At 47.7% G+C, this 18,301-nt stretch carries 21 protein-coding genes; 20 read left to right on the top strand and 1 reads right to left on the bottom strand.

Annotated elements, in window-relative coordinates:
- Positions 1-64 precede the first annotated feature (64 nt).
- The 6 genes from fapR (at position 65) to rnc (ending at position 4,424) form a co-directional block, all read left to right on the top strand.
- Positions 65-631 carry a transcription factor FapR gene (gene fapR / locus KNP99_RS04235; RefSeq protein WP_029330861.1) on the top strand — a complete coding sequence of 189 codons (567 nt, stop codon included), beginning with the start codon at positions 65-67 and terminating at the stop codon, positions 629-631.
- A complete protein-coding gene (gene plsX / locus KNP99_RS04230) occupies positions 631-1,617 on the top strand; it encodes a phosphate acyltransferase PlsX (protein WP_029330860.1) in 987 nt (328 codons plus the stop codon). Before fapR ends, plsX begins: the two co-directional genes overlap by 1 nt.
- Before the next feature lie 19 nt (positions 1,618-1,636).
- Positions 1,637-2,560 (top strand): ACP S-malonyltransferase, encoded by a 924-nt coding sequence (gene fabD, locus KNP99_RS04225; RefSeq protein ID WP_088837390.1) that lies wholly within the window; start codon positions 1,637-1,639, stop codon positions 2,558-2,560.
- On the top strand, positions 2,557-3,288 hold the full coding sequence (gene fabG, locus KNP99_RS04220) for a 3-oxoacyl-[acyl-carrier-protein] reductase (RefSeq protein ID WP_088837389.1): 732 nt from the start codon (positions 2,557-2,559) through the stop codon (positions 3,286-3,288). The genes fabD and fabG overlap by 4 nt, the downstream gene beginning before the upstream one ends.
- A gap of 68 nt (positions 3,289-3,356) precedes the next feature.
- Entirely contained in the window at positions 3,357-3,596 is a 240-nt protein-coding gene (acpP, locus tag KNP99_RS04215; RefSeq protein WP_012370777.1) for an acyl carrier protein, read from the top strand.
- 57 nt (positions 3,597-3,653) lie between these two features.
- Positions 3,654-4,424, top strand: coding sequence for a ribonuclease III (gene rnc / locus KNP99_RS04210; protein ID WP_088837388.1), 771 nt, complete (start codon positions 3,654-3,656; stop codon positions 4,422-4,424).
- A 59-nt stretch (positions 4,425-4,483) separates the two neighbouring features.
- Here the strand turns inward: rnc and KNP99_RS04205 are convergent, their stop codons facing one another.
- Entirely contained in the window at positions 4,484-4,684 is a 201-nt protein-coding gene (locus KNP99_RS04205; protein WP_029330856.1) for a DUF1128 family protein, read from the bottom strand.
- Between the two features lie 126 nt (positions 4,685-4,810).
- On the opposite strand from KNP99_RS04205, the gene smc reads away from it, so the two are divergent.
- The 14 genes from smc (at position 4,811) to sucC (ending at position 18,290) form a co-directional block, all read left to right on the top strand.
- The gene (gene smc / locus KNP99_RS04200; RefSeq protein WP_214845133.1) at positions 4,811-8,380 is read left to right on the top strand and encodes a chromosome segregation protein SMC; all 3,570 of its coding nucleotides are present in this window, start codon (positions 4,811-4,813) and stop codon (positions 8,378-8,380) included.
- Positions 8,377-9,381, top strand: a complete 1,005-nt coding sequence (ftsY, locus tag KNP99_RS04195; protein ID WP_214845132.1) for a signal recognition particle-docking protein FtsY — start codon at positions 8,377-8,379, stop codon at positions 9,379-9,381. The genes smc and ftsY overlap by 4 nt, the downstream gene beginning before the upstream one ends.
- 101 nt (positions 9,382-9,482) lie before the next feature.
- A complete protein-coding gene (locus KNP99_RS04190; RefSeq protein WP_088837385.1) occupies positions 9,483-9,803 on the top strand; it encodes a putative DNA-binding protein in 321 nt (106 codons plus the stop codon).
- A 12-nt stretch (positions 9,804-9,815) separates the two neighbouring features.
- Positions 9,816-11,168: a signal recognition particle protein gene (gene ffh, locus KNP99_RS04185; protein WP_214765163.1), complete on the top strand. Its 1,353-nt coding sequence runs from the start codon at positions 9,816-9,818 to the stop codon at positions 11,166-11,168.
- A gap of 93 nt (positions 11,169-11,261) precedes the next feature.
- A complete protein-coding gene (gene rpsP / locus KNP99_RS04180) occupies positions 11,262-11,537 on the top strand; it encodes a 30S ribosomal protein S16 (protein ID WP_012370770.1) in 276 nt (91 codons plus the stop codon).
- Positions 11,538-11,623: 86 nt separating this feature from the next.
- Positions 11,624-12,133, top strand: a complete 510-nt coding sequence (gene rimM, locus KNP99_RS04175; protein ID WP_029330851.1) for a ribosome maturation factor RimM — start codon at positions 11,624-11,626, stop codon at positions 12,131-12,133.
- On the top strand, positions 12,130-12,858 hold the full coding sequence (trmD, locus tag KNP99_RS04170; protein ID WP_214768598.1) for a tRNA (guanosine(37)-N1)-methyltransferase TrmD: 729 nt from the start codon (positions 12,130-12,132) through the stop codon (positions 12,856-12,858). The genes rimM and trmD overlap by 4 nt, the downstream gene beginning before the upstream one ends.
- Positions 12,859-12,970: 112 nt before the next feature.
- On the top strand, positions 12,971-13,324 hold the full coding sequence (gene rplS, locus KNP99_RS04165) for a 50S ribosomal protein L19 (protein ID WP_088837381.1): 354 nt from the start codon (positions 12,971-12,973) through the stop codon (positions 13,322-13,324).
- Between the two features lie 100 nt (positions 13,325-13,424).
- Positions 13,425-13,964 carry a signal peptidase I gene (gene lepB, locus KNP99_RS04160; protein ID WP_088837380.1) on the top strand — a complete coding sequence of 180 codons (540 nt, stop codon included), beginning with the start codon at positions 13,425-13,427 and terminating at the stop codon, positions 13,962-13,964.
- Between the two features lie 244 nt (positions 13,965-14,208).
- The gene (ylqF, locus tag KNP99_RS04155) at positions 14,209-15,075 is read left to right on the top strand and encodes a ribosome biogenesis GTPase YlqF (protein WP_088837379.1); all 867 of its coding nucleotides are present in this window, start codon (positions 14,209-14,211) and stop codon (positions 15,073-15,075) included.
- 61 nt (positions 15,076-15,136) lie between these two features.
- Complete coding sequence (locus KNP99_RS04150) at positions 15,137-15,889, top strand: ribonuclease HII (RefSeq protein ID WP_088837378.1); 753 nt, start codon at positions 15,137-15,139, stop codon at positions 15,887-15,889.
- 13 nt (positions 15,890-15,902) lie between these two features.
- Positions 15,903-16,784 (top strand): flagellar hook-length control protein FliK, encoded by an 882-nt coding sequence (locus tag KNP99_RS04145; protein WP_214765157.1) that lies wholly within the window; start codon positions 15,903-15,905, stop codon positions 16,782-16,784.
- The gene (locus KNP99_RS04140; protein WP_088837376.1) at positions 16,781-17,041 is read left to right on the top strand and encodes an EscU/YscU/HrcU family type III secretion system export apparatus switch protein; all 261 of its coding nucleotides are present in this window, start codon (positions 16,781-16,783) and stop codon (positions 17,039-17,041) included. The genes KNP99_RS04145 and KNP99_RS04140 overlap by 4 nt, the downstream gene beginning before the upstream one ends.
- An 88-nt stretch (positions 17,042-17,129) precedes the next feature.
- Positions 17,130-18,290, top strand: a complete 1,161-nt coding sequence (gene sucC / locus KNP99_RS04135; RefSeq protein ID WP_029330843.1) for an ADP-forming succinate--CoA ligase subunit beta — start codon at positions 17,130-17,132, stop codon at positions 18,288-18,290.
- The last annotated feature ends 11 nt before the right edge of the window (positions 18,291-18,301 follow it).

Here is an 18,301-nt window from a genome sequence, read left to right as displayed (position 1 = left end):
GGATATATACTACTATTAGTACCAGGTGATAATAGTGATTATCCTTCTTGTAGGAGGAACGTACATGCGGGTACCTAAAAAAGAACGGCAAGTAGAACTACAGCATACGATTGAACAAAACCCATTCATCACGGATGAAGCACTTGCGCTTCATTTTAACGTCAGCATTCAGACGATTCGGCTCGATCGAATGGAATTGAAAATCCCTGAATTACGGGAACGGATTAAACACGTCGCGACAGAACGACTCGATGACGTGCGTACTTTGACCGAAAGCGAAGTCATTGGTGATATGATTGACCTGAAACTTGATACATCTGCGATTTCGATTTTAGAAATTTTGCCGGAACACGCTTTTAGCCGGAACGCGATTGCACGCGGGCATATTCTGTTCGCTCAAGCCAATTCGCTCGCCATCGCGTTAATTGATGACGAGTTAGCATTGACGACACGAGCAAACGTGCAATTTACACGATCTGTCCATGTTGGAGAACGCGTCGTCGCGAAAGCGTTCGTCAGTTCCCATCGACAAGATGGACGATCAGACATCAACGTCGAAAGTTATGTCGGTGATGAGTGTGTCTTTATCGGTGAGTTTACGGTGTATCGTAGTAGTAAGGAGGAATCATGATGATTTTAGCAGTAGATGCAATGGGTGGTGACAACGCCCCCCGTGCGATTGTCGAAGGTGTGATCCAGTATTTAGGGGAGCGCCCGAAGGCGGACATTGAAATTCGATTGGTTGGAGATGAATTGAAGTTACGTTCTTACGACATCAAGGATTCCCGTGTGACGATCGTTCACGCGGCGACTGTCATTACTGGAGAAGACGAACCGGTCCGTGCAATTCGACGGAAAAAAGATAGCTCACTCGTTGTGGCTGCAAACCTGGTGAAAACAAAAGAGGCGGATGCCTTGATTTCAGCAGGCAACACGGGAGCACTGATGACTGCCGGATTGTTTGTGATTGGTCGAATCGAAGGGGTTGACCGTCCTGCGCTGGCCCCGACTTTCCCGACAAGAAACGGAAAAGGTGTCGTCATCTTAGATGTCGGTGCTAATCCGGATGCAAAAGCAGAACATTTGCTTGATTATGCCATCATGGGATCAGTCTACGCAGAACAAGTACGTGGTATCAAACAACCGAAAGTTGGTCTGCTCAATATCGGCTCAGAAGCTGGTAAAGGCAATGCACTGACGAAGGAAACATATCCCTTACTTGAGACTGCCCCTATTCATTTTATTGGGAATGTCGAGGCGAGAGAAGCGATGAGTGGTGATGTGGACGTAATCGTCACAGAAGGATTTGCAGGGAATACATTGTTGAAAAGTACGGAAGGTGCTGCAAGCATGATTATGGGTGTCATGAAGGAACAGTTCATGAGTTCATTCAGTTCGAAAATCGCGGCGTTAATTTTAAAGCCGAAACTTAAAAAAATGAAGCAATTGCTCGCGTACGAAGAATATGGTGGGGCCGGGTTGTTCGGAATTGCGGCACCTGTCATCAAAGCACACGGCTCGAGCAATGCCTATGCCTTCAGTCGTGCGCTGGCACAGGCTGAAATGATGGTCGAGCAACACGTCGTTGCGAAAATCATTGAAGCGAAGACAAAATAGAGCTAAAGGAGTGAGCGAGATGGGGAAAACGGTATGGATGTTTCCGGGGCAAGGGTCACAAATGCCCGGTATGGGACAGACACTTGTCAGTGAGGAAGAAACTAAACAAACGTTAGTCGATCTCGGAACACGAATCGGCCTAGATTTAACAACGCTGTTAACGACGGGTACAAAAGAAGAACTAAAGGCGACGGAGCTTGCTCAACCCGCAATCGTCGCACATAGTACACTTCTCGCCACTCGTTATGCGGCACTCGGTAACAAACCGGACTATGTCCTTGGGCATAGCGTCGGGGAGTACAGCGCGCTTGTCGCAGCATCGGTCCTTACGCCGAGTGAAGCCGTTTATCTTGTCCATGAACGTGGTAAGTTGATGAACCAGGTTTCAGGTGGAACGATGGCTGCCGTCATCGGATTAAACGATGTCGAAGCGGCACACCATGCCGTCGAATCGATTGCGGCGACAGGTGAAATCGTGCAAATCGCGAACTACAACTGTCCCGGCCAATTTGTCATATCAGGGCACGTCGCAGCCGTCGAATCGGCGACAGCGAAATTAAAAGAGCTCGGTGCAAAGCGTGTCTTACCACTCGATGTCTCCGGTGCGTTCCACTCCTCTTTAATGACACCGTTCGCACCACGGTTCGAAGATTTCCTTGCTTCTTCACCATTCGAAGCGGCGCAAGCGAAGTTTATCTCAAACGTGGACGGATCGTTTCACGATCAACCGGACGACTTGAAACGTCTGCTCGTTCAACAATTGTATTCACCTGTTCGCTTTGAGGCGTGTGTTGAGCAATTGATTGAAGAGGGTGTTGATACCTTCATCGAATTCGGACCGTCTTCACCACTTAGTGGGCTTGTCAAACGTATCAAAAAAGACGTTAAAATCATTAGTATCACGACACTTGAACAACTAGAAGCGGAGGGAATTCGTGGATGAGTAAGGTAGCACTCGTAACAGGCGCCTCACGAGGAATCGGTGCGGCGATCGCAACACGTCTCGCGGCAGATGGTTTTAAAGTTGTCGTCAACTATGCCGGTAGCACTGAAAAAGCAGAGGCCATCGTCGCGGATATCATCGCGACTGGTGGTGAGGCAATCGCCATCCAAGCCGACGTTGCGAACGCTGATCAAGTCAAGGCGTTGGTTAAACAGACTGTCGATGCATTCGGTCAACTGGATTGTGTCGTCAACAACGCCGGTATCACACGCGACGGTTTGTTGATGCGTATGAAAGAAGCCGATTTTGATGCTGTCGTTGATACGAACCTAAAAGGGGCGTTCCTCGTCACACAAGCGGCGTCACGCCCGTTGATGAAGACGGGTGGTCGCATCATCAATATCGCTTCGGTCGTCGGCATCACGGGTAATCCGGGGCAAGCGAACTATGTGGCCGCGAAAGCCGGTTTGATTGGGTTGACGAAATCGGTCGCCCGTGAACTCGCAAGTAAAGGGGTCACAGCGAATGCGATTTGCCCAGGATTCATCGAAACAGATATGACCGATGAATTGACGGACGATCAACGGAATCTGTCACTTGGACAAATTCCATTGAAACGGTTTGGGCAAACGCAAGACATCGCAGCACTCGTCAGCTTCATCGCTTCGGATGAAGCCCGTTACATCACAGGGCAAACGCTCGCAGTTGATGGCGGCATGACAATGTAACTGAACACCGGTAGTACTTTGCCAAATCGGCAATCATCTTATATACTCAACTCATGGAGGGATTTCAAATGACAAAAGAGCAAATTTTAGTAGACGTACAAGAGGCAATCGCAGAAAAATTAGGTAAAGAGCAAAGTGAAATCACACTCGATAAATCGTTCAAAGACGATCTCGGTGCAGATTCACTTGAAGTAATGGAACTCGTTATGGATCTCGAAGATAAATTCGAAATCACAATCGAAGACGATCAAGCAGAAAACTTGAAGACTGTCGGCGATGTCGTCAGCTACATCGAAACACAAGTCTAATCATTGACGCTGACCCACCGCTCTTTTGCGGTGGGATTTAGCTGTTTAGGAGGAATTATGACGAATCAAAAAGGACGTCGTGTCCGAAAAGGACCTTACGTAAAACGTCGAAAAGATGCGCGGACGTTTGCTCAAATCGAGCAAAAATTCGAAGAGTTACAAACGCGCCTTTCGATTCATTTTTCAAATGTCGAATTGTTGAAGCAAGCGTTTACCCATTCTTCGTTCGTCAATGAACAACGTGAATCGGATGGGGATAACGAACGACTTGAATTTTTAGGGGATGCGGTCTTAGAATTGACGGTCTCAAGATATTTATTTGAACACTACCCGGAACGTTCCGAGGGGGAATTAACAAAACTGCGAGCAGCTATCGTGTGTGAACCATCGCTCGTCCAGTTTGCCAATCATTATGAATTCTCTGACATGATTTTGCTAGGTAAAGGGGAAGAACTGACAGGCGGACGAAATCGGCCAGCATTACTTGCTGACGTATTTGAAGCGTTTATCGGTGCACTTTATCTTGACCAAGGCATTGAAGCAGCAGAGCGATTCCTCGCCGAAGCGGTTTTTCCGAAAGTGGCATCTGGTTTCTTCGAAGAGCAGACAGACTTCAAGAGCCAATTACAAGAAGCGATTCAACGGGTCGGACTCGGACAAATTGAATACGAAATCATCGAAGAGCGTGGTCCCGCACATAGCCGGGAATTCATCTCGCGTGTTCAAGTCCCGGATAAGCTTGAAGGAATCGGGACCGGTCGTTCGAAAAAAGAAGCAGAACAGCAAGCAGCGAAACAAGCCTTGCTTGAGCTGAAAAAACAATTTTAAGTAAAAAAACCATATAAAAAAAGGCGCCCGATTGGGAACGCCTTTTTTTATATGGTTTCTTACACCGTCTTCAGTGATTTTAGTTCATCGACGATTGCATCGACCTCAGCGAGTGATAACGATTCACGCATCATGACGAACTCATAAATTTCTTTTAAGTCGTCATTTTTCGTGCCGTCGAACTGCTCGGCTTTGATGACGCCTTTATTAATAATATTTAATTTATCCAAGATTGCTTCAATCATTTGTTCAATTGTCATATCGTTGAATTCTCCTCTTCACGTCTTTACCGTTAACATTACCATAAAACCTACCATTTTGTAGACCTTTCGGCTATGGTAAACTAAAAGAAAATTAAAAGAAATTTAAACATACGGGTGGTAAAGATGTACTTAAAACGAATTGAAATCAACGGCTTCAAATCTTTTGCGAGCCGGACAGAACTTGACTTCCTACCGGGAGTGACGGCAGTCGTCGGACCGAACGGTAGTGGGAAGTCGAATATATCGGATGCAGTGCGCTGGGTGCTCGGTGAGCAATCGGCTAAATCATTACGCGGCGCGAAGATGGAAGATGTCATCTTCGCCGGCAGTATGTCAGAACATCGAAAGCAGTTCGCAGAAGTAACGCTTGTCCTCGATAATGAGTCGGGAACGGTTGCGTTACCTTACCAAGAGTTGAGCGTGACACGACGCGTCAGTCGAAATGGAGACAGTGATTATTTTCTTAATAAAAAACCATGTCGCTTGAAGGACGTCCTCGATCTCTTCATGGATACGGGACTGTCCCGTGATGCCTTCGCAATCATTGGTCAAGGACGTGTCGAACAAGTCATCTCCGGGAAACCGGAAGAGCGGCGGTCTGTCATCGAAGAGGCGGCGGGTGTCTTAAAATACCGGCACCGGAAAAAACAAGCGGAGCGGAAGTTGAGTGACACGGAAACGAATCTCTCACGTGTCGATGATATTTTATTTGAACTCGGTGGACGAATCGAACCGTTACGAGAACAAGCAGCGCTTGCAAAAGAGTATCTGATTGCCCGCGACCGGTTCGACTTTTTAGAACGTGGCATCATTGCAGAAGAAATTCAAAACTATATGGAACAAATTGCCCGATTGACGACGGAAATCGAAACGTTTGAGCGTGAGTTGTCAAATGAACAGGCACGTCTTGAGAAAACGCAAACCTCGAGAGAAGAACAAGAAACAATGCTTGAAAACATTCGCCGGACAGAGACAGAGATGCAGGAACGGTTACGAACCGTCTCGACGACGCTCGTTGAAATTCAAGGTTCGCTGAACTTGGCAAAAGAACGTGAGAAACATGGGACGCAAATGAAAGAGCGTTTAGAACAAGAAGTGGCGACACTTGAAGCGCGTGTTTCCCTAATTGAGGATGAGGCGAAAAAAGCAGTTCGCTTACGAGACGAAACGAAGCAAACATACGAGGGAACTGTCAAACGTCGTGAACAAGCAGATGCCGCATTAACGTATTCGGAACGTGATTTTGAAAAAGAAGCAGAGCAACTACGGTCTGAAGCGTTTGAAGTAGCGAGTCGGCTGGCGGCGACGAATAACGCCTATAACCGAGCAAAACAAGATTTACAGAGTGCGGAAGAGTTACGCCGGACGTTCGCGAAAGGGACAGGGTCGAAACAATCGGCGCAAACAGCTTATGCGGCCGAGGTCGACCGACTAGAAGCGAGCTTTTTAAACGTGCGGCAACAGCTCGATGCCTTAGTGGCGGAAGAGACGCAAGTTGAAACGAAGCAACACGAACAGCGAACGATGATGACGCAAGTCGAACGATCCATCGTCGATCTCCATCGCCGGCGTGATAAAACAGAGGACCGGATTGAATTTTTGGAGTCCGTCAAGGCAGATTACAGTGGTTATTTCGGTGCCGTCAAAACGATTTTGAAACAGCGTGATCACATTTCAGGCATATATGGAGCGGTTGCCGAATTGATTTCCGTACCGGCCCGATATGAAGCGGCGATCGAAACGGCACTTGGTGGAGCCATGCAAAACGTCGTCGTCGATACAGACGCGACAGGACGGAAATTGATTCAGGAATTACGCCGTCTAAATGCGGGACGGGCGACGTTCATGCCGCTCAGTTCGATTCAACGGCGCGATTTGAATCAATCGGTTCGCGATCAACTATCTGCGATGCAAGGATACATCGGCGTTGCGAGTGAACTCGTGACGACGACCGATGAGCTGACGAAATTAAAACAGAACTTGCTCGGGACGACGCTTGTCGTCGAATCGCTTGAACAAGCGAACGCGATTGCCCGTGCAACGGGACATCGGTATCGGCTCGTGACGCTCGACGGAGATGTCGTCAACGTCGGTGGTTCGATGACAGGGGGGAGCCGAAAAAAAGGGACGCCACTCTTTAGTCAATCACGGGAGTTAGACGAACTCCGCGAAGGGCTGACGCAAGGACAGGCGGTCATTCGTGAACAAGAGCGCCGCCTCGCGGAGATGAAAGTAGTAGATGAACAATTGAACGTTACGCTTGAGACGCTTGCGCAAGAAATGAAAACGACGCGAACGACACTTGAATCACTTCGGGATGAATTGACGGAGGCGAAACATGGTCTCGCAATCACAGCTTCGGAACTGTCCGTCCAAGATGGCCAGTTGCAACGGTTGGCGGAGCAAGAACGGGAAGCGAAGACGACGATTGAACAAGCTGAGCACGATATCGCGAACTTGACGAAGCGGCAACAAGAACTCAGACGTGATCTCGATCAGCTAAAAGAGGCACAGGCCCGTGGTGCTGTGACAATCGAAGACTTGAAACAACAACAAGCAGATGCCTTGCTCGAAGAACGGACAATGATCTTGAAGTTAGATCAAGTCAATCGTGAAGTCGAACGAATCGAAGAGTCGTTGAATCATGCGAAACTCGAACGGAGTCATAAGCGGCGTGATTTAAAACATGTGCTCGAAGGGTTTGGTGAAGGTCAAATCGAAGCATTGCATGCAGAGCAGGCGCAGATGCTTAAAGAACAAACAACGGTTGAACAAGAATTGAAAGCAATCACGGACCAAATCCAACGTGACGGCGAAAGTTTACGACTTCTACGGATCCGTGAAGCGAAGCTGAAAGAGGAGCAACAGTCGGCGAAACAACAAGTCGATCAAGCGCGCCTCAACCACGGCAGAATCAGTACACGTCTTGAAACACGTCAAGAAATGCTCGACGAGATGGGGCTGATTCTCGAATTGATTGAACCGCTGACGATTCCATTCGAAGAGGCGAAAGAGGAAGTACACCTCCTCAAGCGTCAATTAGAAGAAATCGGAGTTGTTAATATCGGTGCGATTGAAGAGTTCGCTGAAGTCGATCAACGGTTTACGTTCCTCTCGACGCAACGTGATGACTTAGTGACGGCGAAAACGGATTTATATGCCGTCATCGATGAGATGGATCGTGAAGTCGTCCGACTCTTTAAAGAGACGTTTACGGCTGTACGGGAACACTTCCGTGAGACATTCCGCGAATTGTTCGGTGGAGGAGAAGCGGACTTGATTCTTGTCAATCCGAGCGACCTCTTGACGAGCGGGATCGACATCGTCGCGAAACCACCGGGTAAAAAACTACAGAACTTGTCACTCTTATCTGGTGGGGAACGCGCGTTAACGGCGATTGCCTTGTTGTTCGCGATTTTGAAGACGCGTCCCGTCCCGTTTTGTGTACTTGATGAGGTCGAAGCAGCTCTTGACGAAGCGAACGTTGCCCGGTTCGGTGAGTTCGTTCATCAGTTGGCGCGTGATACACAATTCATCATCATCACACACCGGAAAGGTACGATGGAGTCAGCGGATGTTTTATACGGCGTGACGATGCAACAAAACGGTATTTCGGAAGTGTTATCCGTTAAACTAGAAGAGGCACGGCGAACATTGACTGAAGAAGTAGAATCAAAGGAGCTAAAACAATGAGTTTTTTTAAGAAACTAAAAGACCGGTTGACGACGTCGACACAAGAAGTCACGTCTAAGTTTACGGAAGGGTTGTCGAAGACGCGTGACGGGCTTGCGAGTGCCGTCAATGATCTCGTCTACCGTTTCCGGGAAGTCGATGAAGAATTTTTTGAAGAGTTAGAAGAAGTGCTGATTCAAGCTGACGTCGGTGTGACGACGACGATGGATTTGGTCGAAAAATTAAAGATTGAAGTCAAACGAAAAAATGTTAAAGACACAAAAGAAGTCCGTGATGTACTCGTCGAAGTCGTCGCCAACATGTTGATTGAAGAAGAAGAAACGGAACTTGATTTAGACCACGACCTCAGTGTCATCTTATTCGTGGGTGTCAACGGTGTCGGGAAAACGACGACGATCGGGAAACTTGCGAATCGCCTGAAAAATGAAGGGAAAACGGTCATGCTCGCAGCAGGGGATACATTCCGAGCAGGCGCCATCGATCAGTTGCAAGTCTGGGGCGAGCGCTCCGGTGTACCGGTCATCCGTCAGGGAGAAGGATCGGATCCTGCTGCCGTCGTCTTCGATGCTGTTCAAGCGGCAAAAGCGCGGAAAGTCGATGTCTTGATTTGTGATACGGCAGGACGTCTGCAAAACAAAGTCAATTTGATGAATGAACTCGAAAAAGTCAAACGGGTCATTGAACGTGAAATCCCGGGGGCCCCGCATGAAGTCCTCCTTGCGCTCGACGCGACGACCGGACAAAATGCGATGGTGCAAGCCAAAGCGTTCAAACAAGCGACGAATGTCAGCGGCATCGTCTTGACGAAGCTTGACGGGACAGCAAAAGGTGGCATCGTTCTCGCGATTAAGAATGAACTGAATCTCCCCGTGAAGTTCGTTGGATTAGGTGAAAAGATTGACGATCTCCAACCGTTTAATGCCGAGCAATTCGTCCACGGTCTCTTCGGTGACGTATTCGAAGAAAAGCAAACGACGGACGAGGCATCGGAAGAGGAATAAGCTAGGTTTGCTTGTAAAGAAAAAAACTTGACAACACACTGTGAGGGCTGTACTATACTATCTGTAAAGGAATTTCACTTAACAACCGTGGAGGTGCTCGGATGACACTTGATAAAACGAACCGGATGAATTATCTGATTGACTTTTATCAGGAGCTTTTGACGCCGAAACAACGAAATTATATGTCACTCTATTATTTAGATGATTTTTCGTTAGGTGAAATCGCCGATGAGTTTGAAGTCAGCCGACAAGCAGTCTACGACAACATAAAACGTACGGAAGCGATGCTTGAGCAATATGAAGAACGACTTTCCTTGTTTCAAAAATATGAGCAGCGAAAGATCCTTCTTGATGAACTGAAGCAGCTCGACCTTCCAAGCGAGGCACTGGTGACGATTGAATCACTGGAGCAATTAGAGTAGGAGGCATCATCAATGGCATTCGAAGGATTATCGGAACGGCTTCAAGCCAGTCTCGCCAAAATGCGAGGTAAAGGTAAGATTTCTGAAGCGGACGTAAAGGAAATGATGCGTGAGGTCCGCCTCGCGTTGTTAGAAGCCGACGTCAACTTCAAAGTAGTGAAACAGTTCGTAAATGATGTGAAGGAGCGCGCCGTCGGTCAAGACGTGATGACGTCTCTAACACCCGGTCAACAAGTCGTCAAAATCGTCCATGACGAATTGACGAAATTGATGGGGGAAGAAGTATCTCCGTTGACGCTCGCTAACCGTCCGCCGACAGTCATTATGATGACTGGTCTTCAAGGGGCAGGTAAGACGACGACAACCGGAAAACTCGCCAATCATTTACGAAAAAAACACAATCGCAGTCCACTGCTCGTCGCAGCGGATATTTACCGTCCGGCTGCGATTAAACAACTTGAGACGCTAGGAAAACAACTTGAATTACCGGTCTTCTCAATGGGGGATCAGGTAAGTCCACAAGAAATCGTAACCGGCGCGCTCGACTATGCAAAAGAGCATCACCACGATATCGTGTTGATCGATACGGCGGGACGCTTACATGTCGATGAGGACCTCATGCAGGAACTTGTCGATGTGAAGGAAATCGCCAAGCCTAACGAAATCTTCCTTGTCGTCGACTCGATGACGGGTCAGGATGCGGTCAATGTCGCACAAAGCTTTAATGAAAAGCTCGGCGTGACAGGGGTCGTCCTGACGAAACTCGACGGAGATACTCGAGGCGGAGCAGCACTCTCCATCAAGGCAGTCACCGGAGCACCGATTAAGTTCGTCGGTCTTGGAGAGAAGCTAGACGCAATCGAGCCATTCTACCCAGAGCGGATGGCGTCACGGATTCTCGGTATGGGAGATATGTTAACGCTGATTGAAAAAGCAGAGTTCCAAATGGACGCAACACGCGCCAAGGAGCTCGAAGGCAAAATGCGCGATGCATCGTTCACGTTTGACGATTTCATCGAGCAGTTGCAGCAAGTGAAACAGATGGGTCCTTTGGATGAGTTGTTAGGAATGATTCCGGGTGCCGGTAAAGGAAAGATGAAGGGCTTGAAAAATGCTCAAATCGATGAGAAGCAACTTGTTTATGTCGAAGCGATTATTCAATCGATGACAAAACGGGAGCGGACTGAACCGGAAATCCTCAATGCGAGTCGTCGGAAACGGATTGCGCGCGGCAGTGGTCGTAGCATTCAAGAAGTGAACCGGTTGATCAAGCAATTTGAAGACATGCGGAAGATGATGAAACAATTCTCCGGCCAAATGGGCAAAGGGAAAAAGAAAGGCGGCTTTGGCCTCCCATTCTTCTAAAAGTCTTTTCTCTTTTGCTGTAACGTTGTATACTAGTGAAGTTGTCAATTTGACTAAACCAAAAAACTATTTAATATCTGGAGGGACTTACGAATGGCAGTTAAAATTCGTCTTAAGCGCATGGGCGCAAACAAATCACCTTTCTACCGTGTGGTAGTAGCAGACTCACGTGCACCACGTGATGGTCGTTTCATCGAGCAAATCGGATACTACAACCCGGTTGCTAAACCAGAAGCAGAAGTAAAACTTAACGAAGAGCTCGCTCTTAAATGGCTCGCTGAAGGTGCTAAACCATCAGACACAGTTCGTAACCTCTTCTCAAAAGCTGGTATCATGGAGAAATTCCACAACGCGAAACTCGCGAAGTAAGACATTTGGAGGTGAGCGAAAGCTTACCTCCTTTTTGTTGCAGAAAAATAGAAGAATGACGATTTTAAAGGAAGGAAGTGAAGAAGATGCAATGGTTAGAAGTCGCGAAAATCGCGAATACACACGGTCTAAAGGGAGAATTGAAATTACTTGCGAGTACAGATTTTCCGGAAGAACGCTTTAAAGTCGGAAATGACGTATTTCTCGAGACGGAGGGGACGTATGTACCGCTGACGGTGAGCAGTTACCGGAAACATAAACAATTCGTCATGGTGACCTTCAAAGGAATGCATCACATCAACGACGTCGAAAAGTATAAAGGGATGAAACTTTTCGTGCAGCCGGAAGTCTTACAAGAGCTCGGAGAAAATGAATATTACTACCACGAAATCATCGGTTGCGACGTCTATGACGGAGATGAGAAAATCGGGGTTGTCTCGGAAATCTTAGAGACCGGAGCAAACGATGTCTGGACGATTAAACGTCCGGGAAAAAAAGACGTCTTGATTCCGTACATCGAACAAGTCGTCGCGTCGATCGATGTGCAAGAAAAGCGGATTCAAATCACACCATTACCTGGATTGATTGAAGGATGAACATCAAAGTCTTGACGCTTTTTCCGGACATGTTCACAGCACTCGATCATTCAATCGTCGGACGGGCACAAGAAGATGCGCGGATACATCTCGAGTATATTAACTTCCGAGACTATTCGACGAATCGACATGGGCGTGTCGATGATTCTCCTTACGGGGGTGGTGCAGGGATGTTGTTGACGCCGCAACCTGTTTTTGACGCTGTTGCGGCCTTGCCGAAAGCGAATCGTCGCATCGTTGCGATGACACCGACAGGGCAGCGTTTTGATCAAGCAGTAGCAGAAGAATGGGCGCAGGAATCGGAACTTGTTTTCTTATGTGGACATTATGAAGGGTTTGATCAACGGATTCATGACGAACTGGTGACGGACGAAGTTTCGCTTGGAGACTTCGTTTTGACGGGAGGGGAATTAGCTGCGATGACGATGATTGATGCCGTCGTCCGTTTGTTACCTGATGTCCTCGGCAAGTCGGCCAGTCATGAAGACGATTCATTTTCGACCGGATTGCTCGAATACCCCCATTATACCCGTCCTGCCGACTATAACGGATTAAGGGTACCGGACGTCTTATTATCCGGGAATCATGCAAAAATCGAGCAGTGGCGAAGACAGCAAGCCTTGAAGCGGACGCTCGAGCGACGTCCTGATTTACTCGAGACAGCCGAGCTGTCCGCAAGTGATTTAAAGTACCTTCAGTCAATTTCAGGATTGTCAAAAGAATGAAATTGTGATAAGTTAAAACATGTGGCAAAAGCCACCTATTAACGATGTTCCGCTGTTGGATGCAATAAGCAAATGAAGATAAGAACATTGGTGAAAAAAGGAGAAATCATTCATGAACACACAACAATTGTTCCGTGAAATTACACAAGAACAAATCAAGTCAGACGTCCCTTCGTTCCGTCCTGGGGATACAGTCCGTGTACACGTTAAAGTCGTCGAGGGTACGCGTGAGCGGATCCAGCTTTTCGAAGGCGTAGTCATCAAACGTCACGGTGGCGGCATCAGTGAAACTTTCACAGTCCGTAAGATTTCTTACGGAGTTGGCGTAGAGCGTGCTTTCCCGCTCCACTCACCACGTGTTGCACAAGTCGAAGTCGTTCGTTACGGTAAAGTCCGTCGTGCGAAACTTTACTACCTCCGTAACCTTCGTGGTAAAGCGGCGCGTATTAAAGAAGTTCGTCGTTAATCATGTGAAAAAGTGGCTTGTCCTCGGACAAGCTTCTTTTTTTTATCGTTTATGCGTATACTAAGTCTAGGTTAAAGATTTAATCAAAGGAGTGGAACGCGTGAAGGAGTTATTTAGTTGGGTAAAGGCGCTTGTCGTAGCGCTCGTGATTGCGTTCATCATCCGAACGTTTCTATTCGTCCCGGTCATCGTGGACGGCGAGTCGATGATGCCGACACTGCACAATTCAGACCGGATGGTCGTCAATAAGGTTCCCTATTACTTTAATGAACCAGAGCGTGGCGATATCGTCGTCTTCCATGCGACGGAAACACGTGACTATATTAAACGTGTCATCGCTGTCCCAGGCGATACGCTGTACTACAAGGATGATATGCTGTATATCAACGATAAAAAAGTGGAAGAACCATATTTAAAAGAATTTAAAGCGCAAATGAACGGTGTTCCTTTGACGGAAGACTTTACATTAGAAGAACGGACCGGCGAAACGAAAGTACCCGCCGGTAAAGTATTCGTCATGGGGGACAACCGTCAAAACTCAAAAGATAGCCGTGACATCGGGTTCGTCGATGAAGATCAAATCGTCGGAACGACAAATTTCGTCTTTTATCCGTTCGGTGATTTACGATCAGTTGATTAAAAAATCATGGGCGCGTAGTAAGGTGAGTCTAGCAGAAACAGCTCCATCAACCGTGCGTTTGATGGAACAAGGTCAGGAATTGAGTAGTGTCCGCACGACACTACTTCTTTTCTTGGCTTTTTTTGCGTATACTAAGGGATGGATCGTTTCTTGAGAACGAAGTGACGGTAACTGAAGCAGGTCTTACCGCGTCACACAACATGAAGTTAGCAGTCCAGTAATATGATGAGTTGAGGTGGAATATATGACGATACAATGGTTCCCTGGTCACATGGCGAAAGCACGTCGTGAAGTCCAGGAAAAATTAAAATTAATCGACGTCGTCATCGAATTGGTCGATGCACGTCTCCCGATGTCGAGTCGCAATCCGATGGTCGAGCAAATTACGGCAGGAAAACCGCGGTTAATCGTCTTGAACAAAGCCGATATGGCTGATGCGCGTTTGACGGAGCGCTGGATGAAGGCCCTTCGTAAGGACGGAGTCGATGTCATCGCTGTCGATGCGAAACACAATAAGGGTCTTGGACAAATTCATGAAGGTGCATTACGCCTGATGAAAGAAAAACATGATCGCATGCGTGAAAAGGGACGAAATCCGAGTGCGATTCGAGCGTTGATCATCGGCATCCCGAACGTCGGGAAATCAACATTAATCAATCGCCTTGCCGGACGAAACATTGCCATCACGGGTGACCGCCCGGGTGTGACGAAACGTCAGCAATGGATCAAAATGAAGACGGGTGAGATGGAGTTGCTCGATACACCAGGTATTCTCTGGCCGAAGTTCGACGATCAGTTGGTTGGCTATCGTCTAGCAGCAACAGGTGCAATCAAAGATGATATCTTAAACATCGATGACATCGCGCTGTTTGCCATCCGTGAGCTCAAATCGCGTTATCCGGAGCAATTGATGGAACGCTATCGCTTAGACGATGTGTCCGGTGAAGCCGTTGATGTACTAGAAGCAATCGGGAACAAACGAGGGTTCAATTCAGGTGGATACGTCGATTTCGAACGGACGAGCGAGATGTTGTTACATGAGCTACGGACGGAAAAAGTCGGACGTGTGACACTTGAAACAGTCGAAGAATGGGCAACAACAGCAGAATAAGACGAGCTTGGAACCTTCTCTAGAAGGTCCAAGCTTTTTTCGAAATAGGAGTGAATGTCAGATGAAGATTCAAGACTTAAGAGAACGTCTCAAAGGGATTTCACGCGAACAATTCGCAGCCATCGAACAGGATCTGATGCATGATGAACGAAAAGGGATCAGGCTGTTATTGAAACAAACAAGCCGTCGCCTCGATCTCGAAGAACAATTGCGCCTCAGTTTTATTGAACGCTCGCAGTTCGAAGAAGCTTACCGGGCACAGGGGTGGGAGAAGATTGCTGGTGTCGATGAGGTCGGGCGAGGTCCGCTTGCTGGACCTGTCGTCGCGGCAGCAGTCATCTTACCAAAAGATTTTTATCACCCCGCGTTGACGGACTCAAAACAAATGTCAAAAAAACAACGGCAACTGGCGTATCAGCATATTCGTAAAGTCGCAGAGGTCGCCATCGGCATCATCGAACCAGCAGAAATTGACCGGATCAATATTTACCAAGCCTCGAAACAGGCGATGTTACAAGCGGTGAATGGCGTGTCTGCCGAGGCATTGCTCGTCGATGCGATGGAGCTTGATCTCAATCTACCTCAAACGTCACTGATTAAAGGGGATGCGCGTAGCATCTCAATCGCAGCGGCGAGCGTCATTGCGAAGGAAACGCGTGATGCGATGATGGAGGACTATGCGAAACAGTATCCGGGATACGGGTTTGAGCAACATGCAGGGTACGGGACAGCACAGCATTTGCAGGCACTCGATACATACGGTGTGACACCGATTCATCGCAAAACGTTCAAACCGGTTCTTGATCGACTCTAGGAGGTGAATGCGTGTGCAAATCGAACATCGGGCCTTACTTCCCTTTAAGATTATTGATCAAGCCAACATGCCGTTACGCGAAGGGGCAAATGTCGTCGGGAAAGTATTGAAATTATTGCCGGACGGGTTAATGGAGTTGCAAGTCGGACAACGGGTCCTAACGGCTGGAACAACGGCTGATTTAAAAGAAGGAATGTCGTACCGATTCGTCGTGACGAGCACGGAAGGGCAACCGGTGCTGAAGATTTTATCGGAAGCTCCACAAACTGCGGCGAAACAAATCCTGCCTTCGATGCTTGAAAGTCTCTTGCGACCAGCGTCAGAGGGAGTACCGCAGACGACACGTGCGCTGTTACAACAACTTGGCCAACGCGCGATGGAAGGATCGGGTCAAGTACTCAAACAGACAATTGTTGAGCTCATTCAGTTAGCGCGTACTGCAGAGGCAGATGGGCAAGGGTCCCTTGACCGAAAGACGAGTGATCAAATCTTGACGCAACAACTCGTTCAAGCGACGAATGAACCGGGACGCGGCATCTTTATGTTGCAACTACCACAGTTTGGTCCCTTTGAAGATGTCGATGTGACGATGGAAGCACCGTTCGACAAAAAAGAATTCAATCCGGACCATGCCCGAATCGCTTTTTATCTCAAACTGCCTCAGTTGGGCGAAATTGCGATTGACTTATTAATCACTGATCGAAAGATGGCTGTTTCCGTCTTTCATCCGGATCAACGGATTAGCGCATTCATGGACGCTTATCAACCGATGATGGAACAACGCTTAAAGGAGCAGGGATATGAGTTGATTCGTTTTGAATTGGTCGAACAAACGAAAGAGCGGGTGCCTATCGATTTGACACGTCGGAGTGGAAGGGTGGATTATCAAGCATGAAAAAAGCGATTGCTTTATCTTATGAAGAACAAATGGCAGCTCCAAAAGTCGTCGCCAAAGGTTCCGAAATCGTCGCCGAGCGGATTTTAGAAGAAGCGATCCGACACAACATTCCGATTCGGCAAGATCAGACATTGGTAACATTACTTGATGCAATCGAGGTATCTGAGCAAGTTCCGCCGGAGTTATACGGGGTCATCGCCGAGCTGTTTGCCTTTTTGTATCAGCTCGATCATGAGGGAATCACGAAAAAATAAATGCTTTCGGTCGATAACGATAGACAGCGCTTCCAATTTTAACTACAATGAAAGAGCCGAAACTAAAGGGGTTAAGGGGGATTTTTTCATGAATGTACATGAATATCAGGCAAAAGAGTTACTTCGTTCATACGGTGTACCTGTACCGAACGGAATCGCAGCATTTACGGTCGAAGAGGCTGTCGATGCAGCAGAACAATTGTCAGGCCCAATTAAAGTTGTCAAAGCACAGATTCACGCAGGGGGACGCGGTAAAGCCGGTGGTGTCAAACTAGCAAAATCGCAAGAAGAAGTAAAAGAATTCGCGACGGAGTTACTCGGCAAAACGCTCGTCACGCATCAAACAGGACCAGAAGGTAAAGTCGTTCAACGTCTTCTCGTCGAAGAAGGTTGTGCGATCGATAAGGAATACTATCTCGGGATTGTCCTTGATCGTGTGACAGGTCGTGTCGTCATCATGGGTTCAAGTGAAGGCGGAATGGACATTGAAGAAGTGGCAGAAGCGACTCCTGAAAAAATCATCAAGGAAATCGTTGATCCAGCAGTCGGACTTCAAGCTTTCCAAGCACGTAAATTAGCGTTCGCAATGGGTGTACCCGTTAAACTCGTTAACAAATTCGTTGGTATGGTGACGAAACTCTACACGTTCTTCGTTGAAAAGGATTGCTCAATCGCTGAAATCAATCCACTCGTTACAACAAAAGACGGTGATGTCGTTGCACTTGACGCGAAGTTGAACTTCGATTCGAATGCGTTGTATCGTCATGCGGACATCGTCGCACTCCGTGATGAAACGGAAGAAGATCCACGTGAAGTCGAAGCTTCAAAAAGCGATTTGAACTACATCGCGCTTGATGGGAATATCGGCTGTCTCGTTAATGGCGCAGGTCTTGCGATGGCAACCATGGACATCATCAAACACTTCAGTGGCGATCCGGCCAACTTCCTCGATGTAGGTGGCGGCGCGACGAAAGAGAAAGTAACGGAAGCGTTCAAATTGATTCTCTCAGATGATAACGTCAAAGGAATTTTTGTCAACATCTTCGGCGGCATCATGAAGTGTGATGTCATCGCGGAAGGGATCGTTGCAGCAACAAAAGAAGTCGGCTTAGAGTTACCACTCGTCGTTCGTCTTGAAGGAACAAATGTTGACGCAGGGAAACAAATTCTCAAAGATTCAGGTCTAGCGATTACAGCAGCTACATCAATGGCAGACGGCGCAGAAAAAATCGCTGCGCTCGTGAAGTAAGGGGGAGCTAA

The sequence above is a fragment of the Exiguobacterium sp. s95 genome (assembly GCF_018618655.1).
In the GTDB taxonomy this organism is placed as follows: Bacteria; Bacillota; Bacilli; order Exiguobacteriales; family Exiguobacteriaceae; genus Exiguobacterium_A; species Exiguobacterium_A oxidotolerans.
The sequence above is the reverse complement of the archived record's forward strand: the minus strand, read 5'-3'. Positions and strand labels throughout refer to the sequence as shown.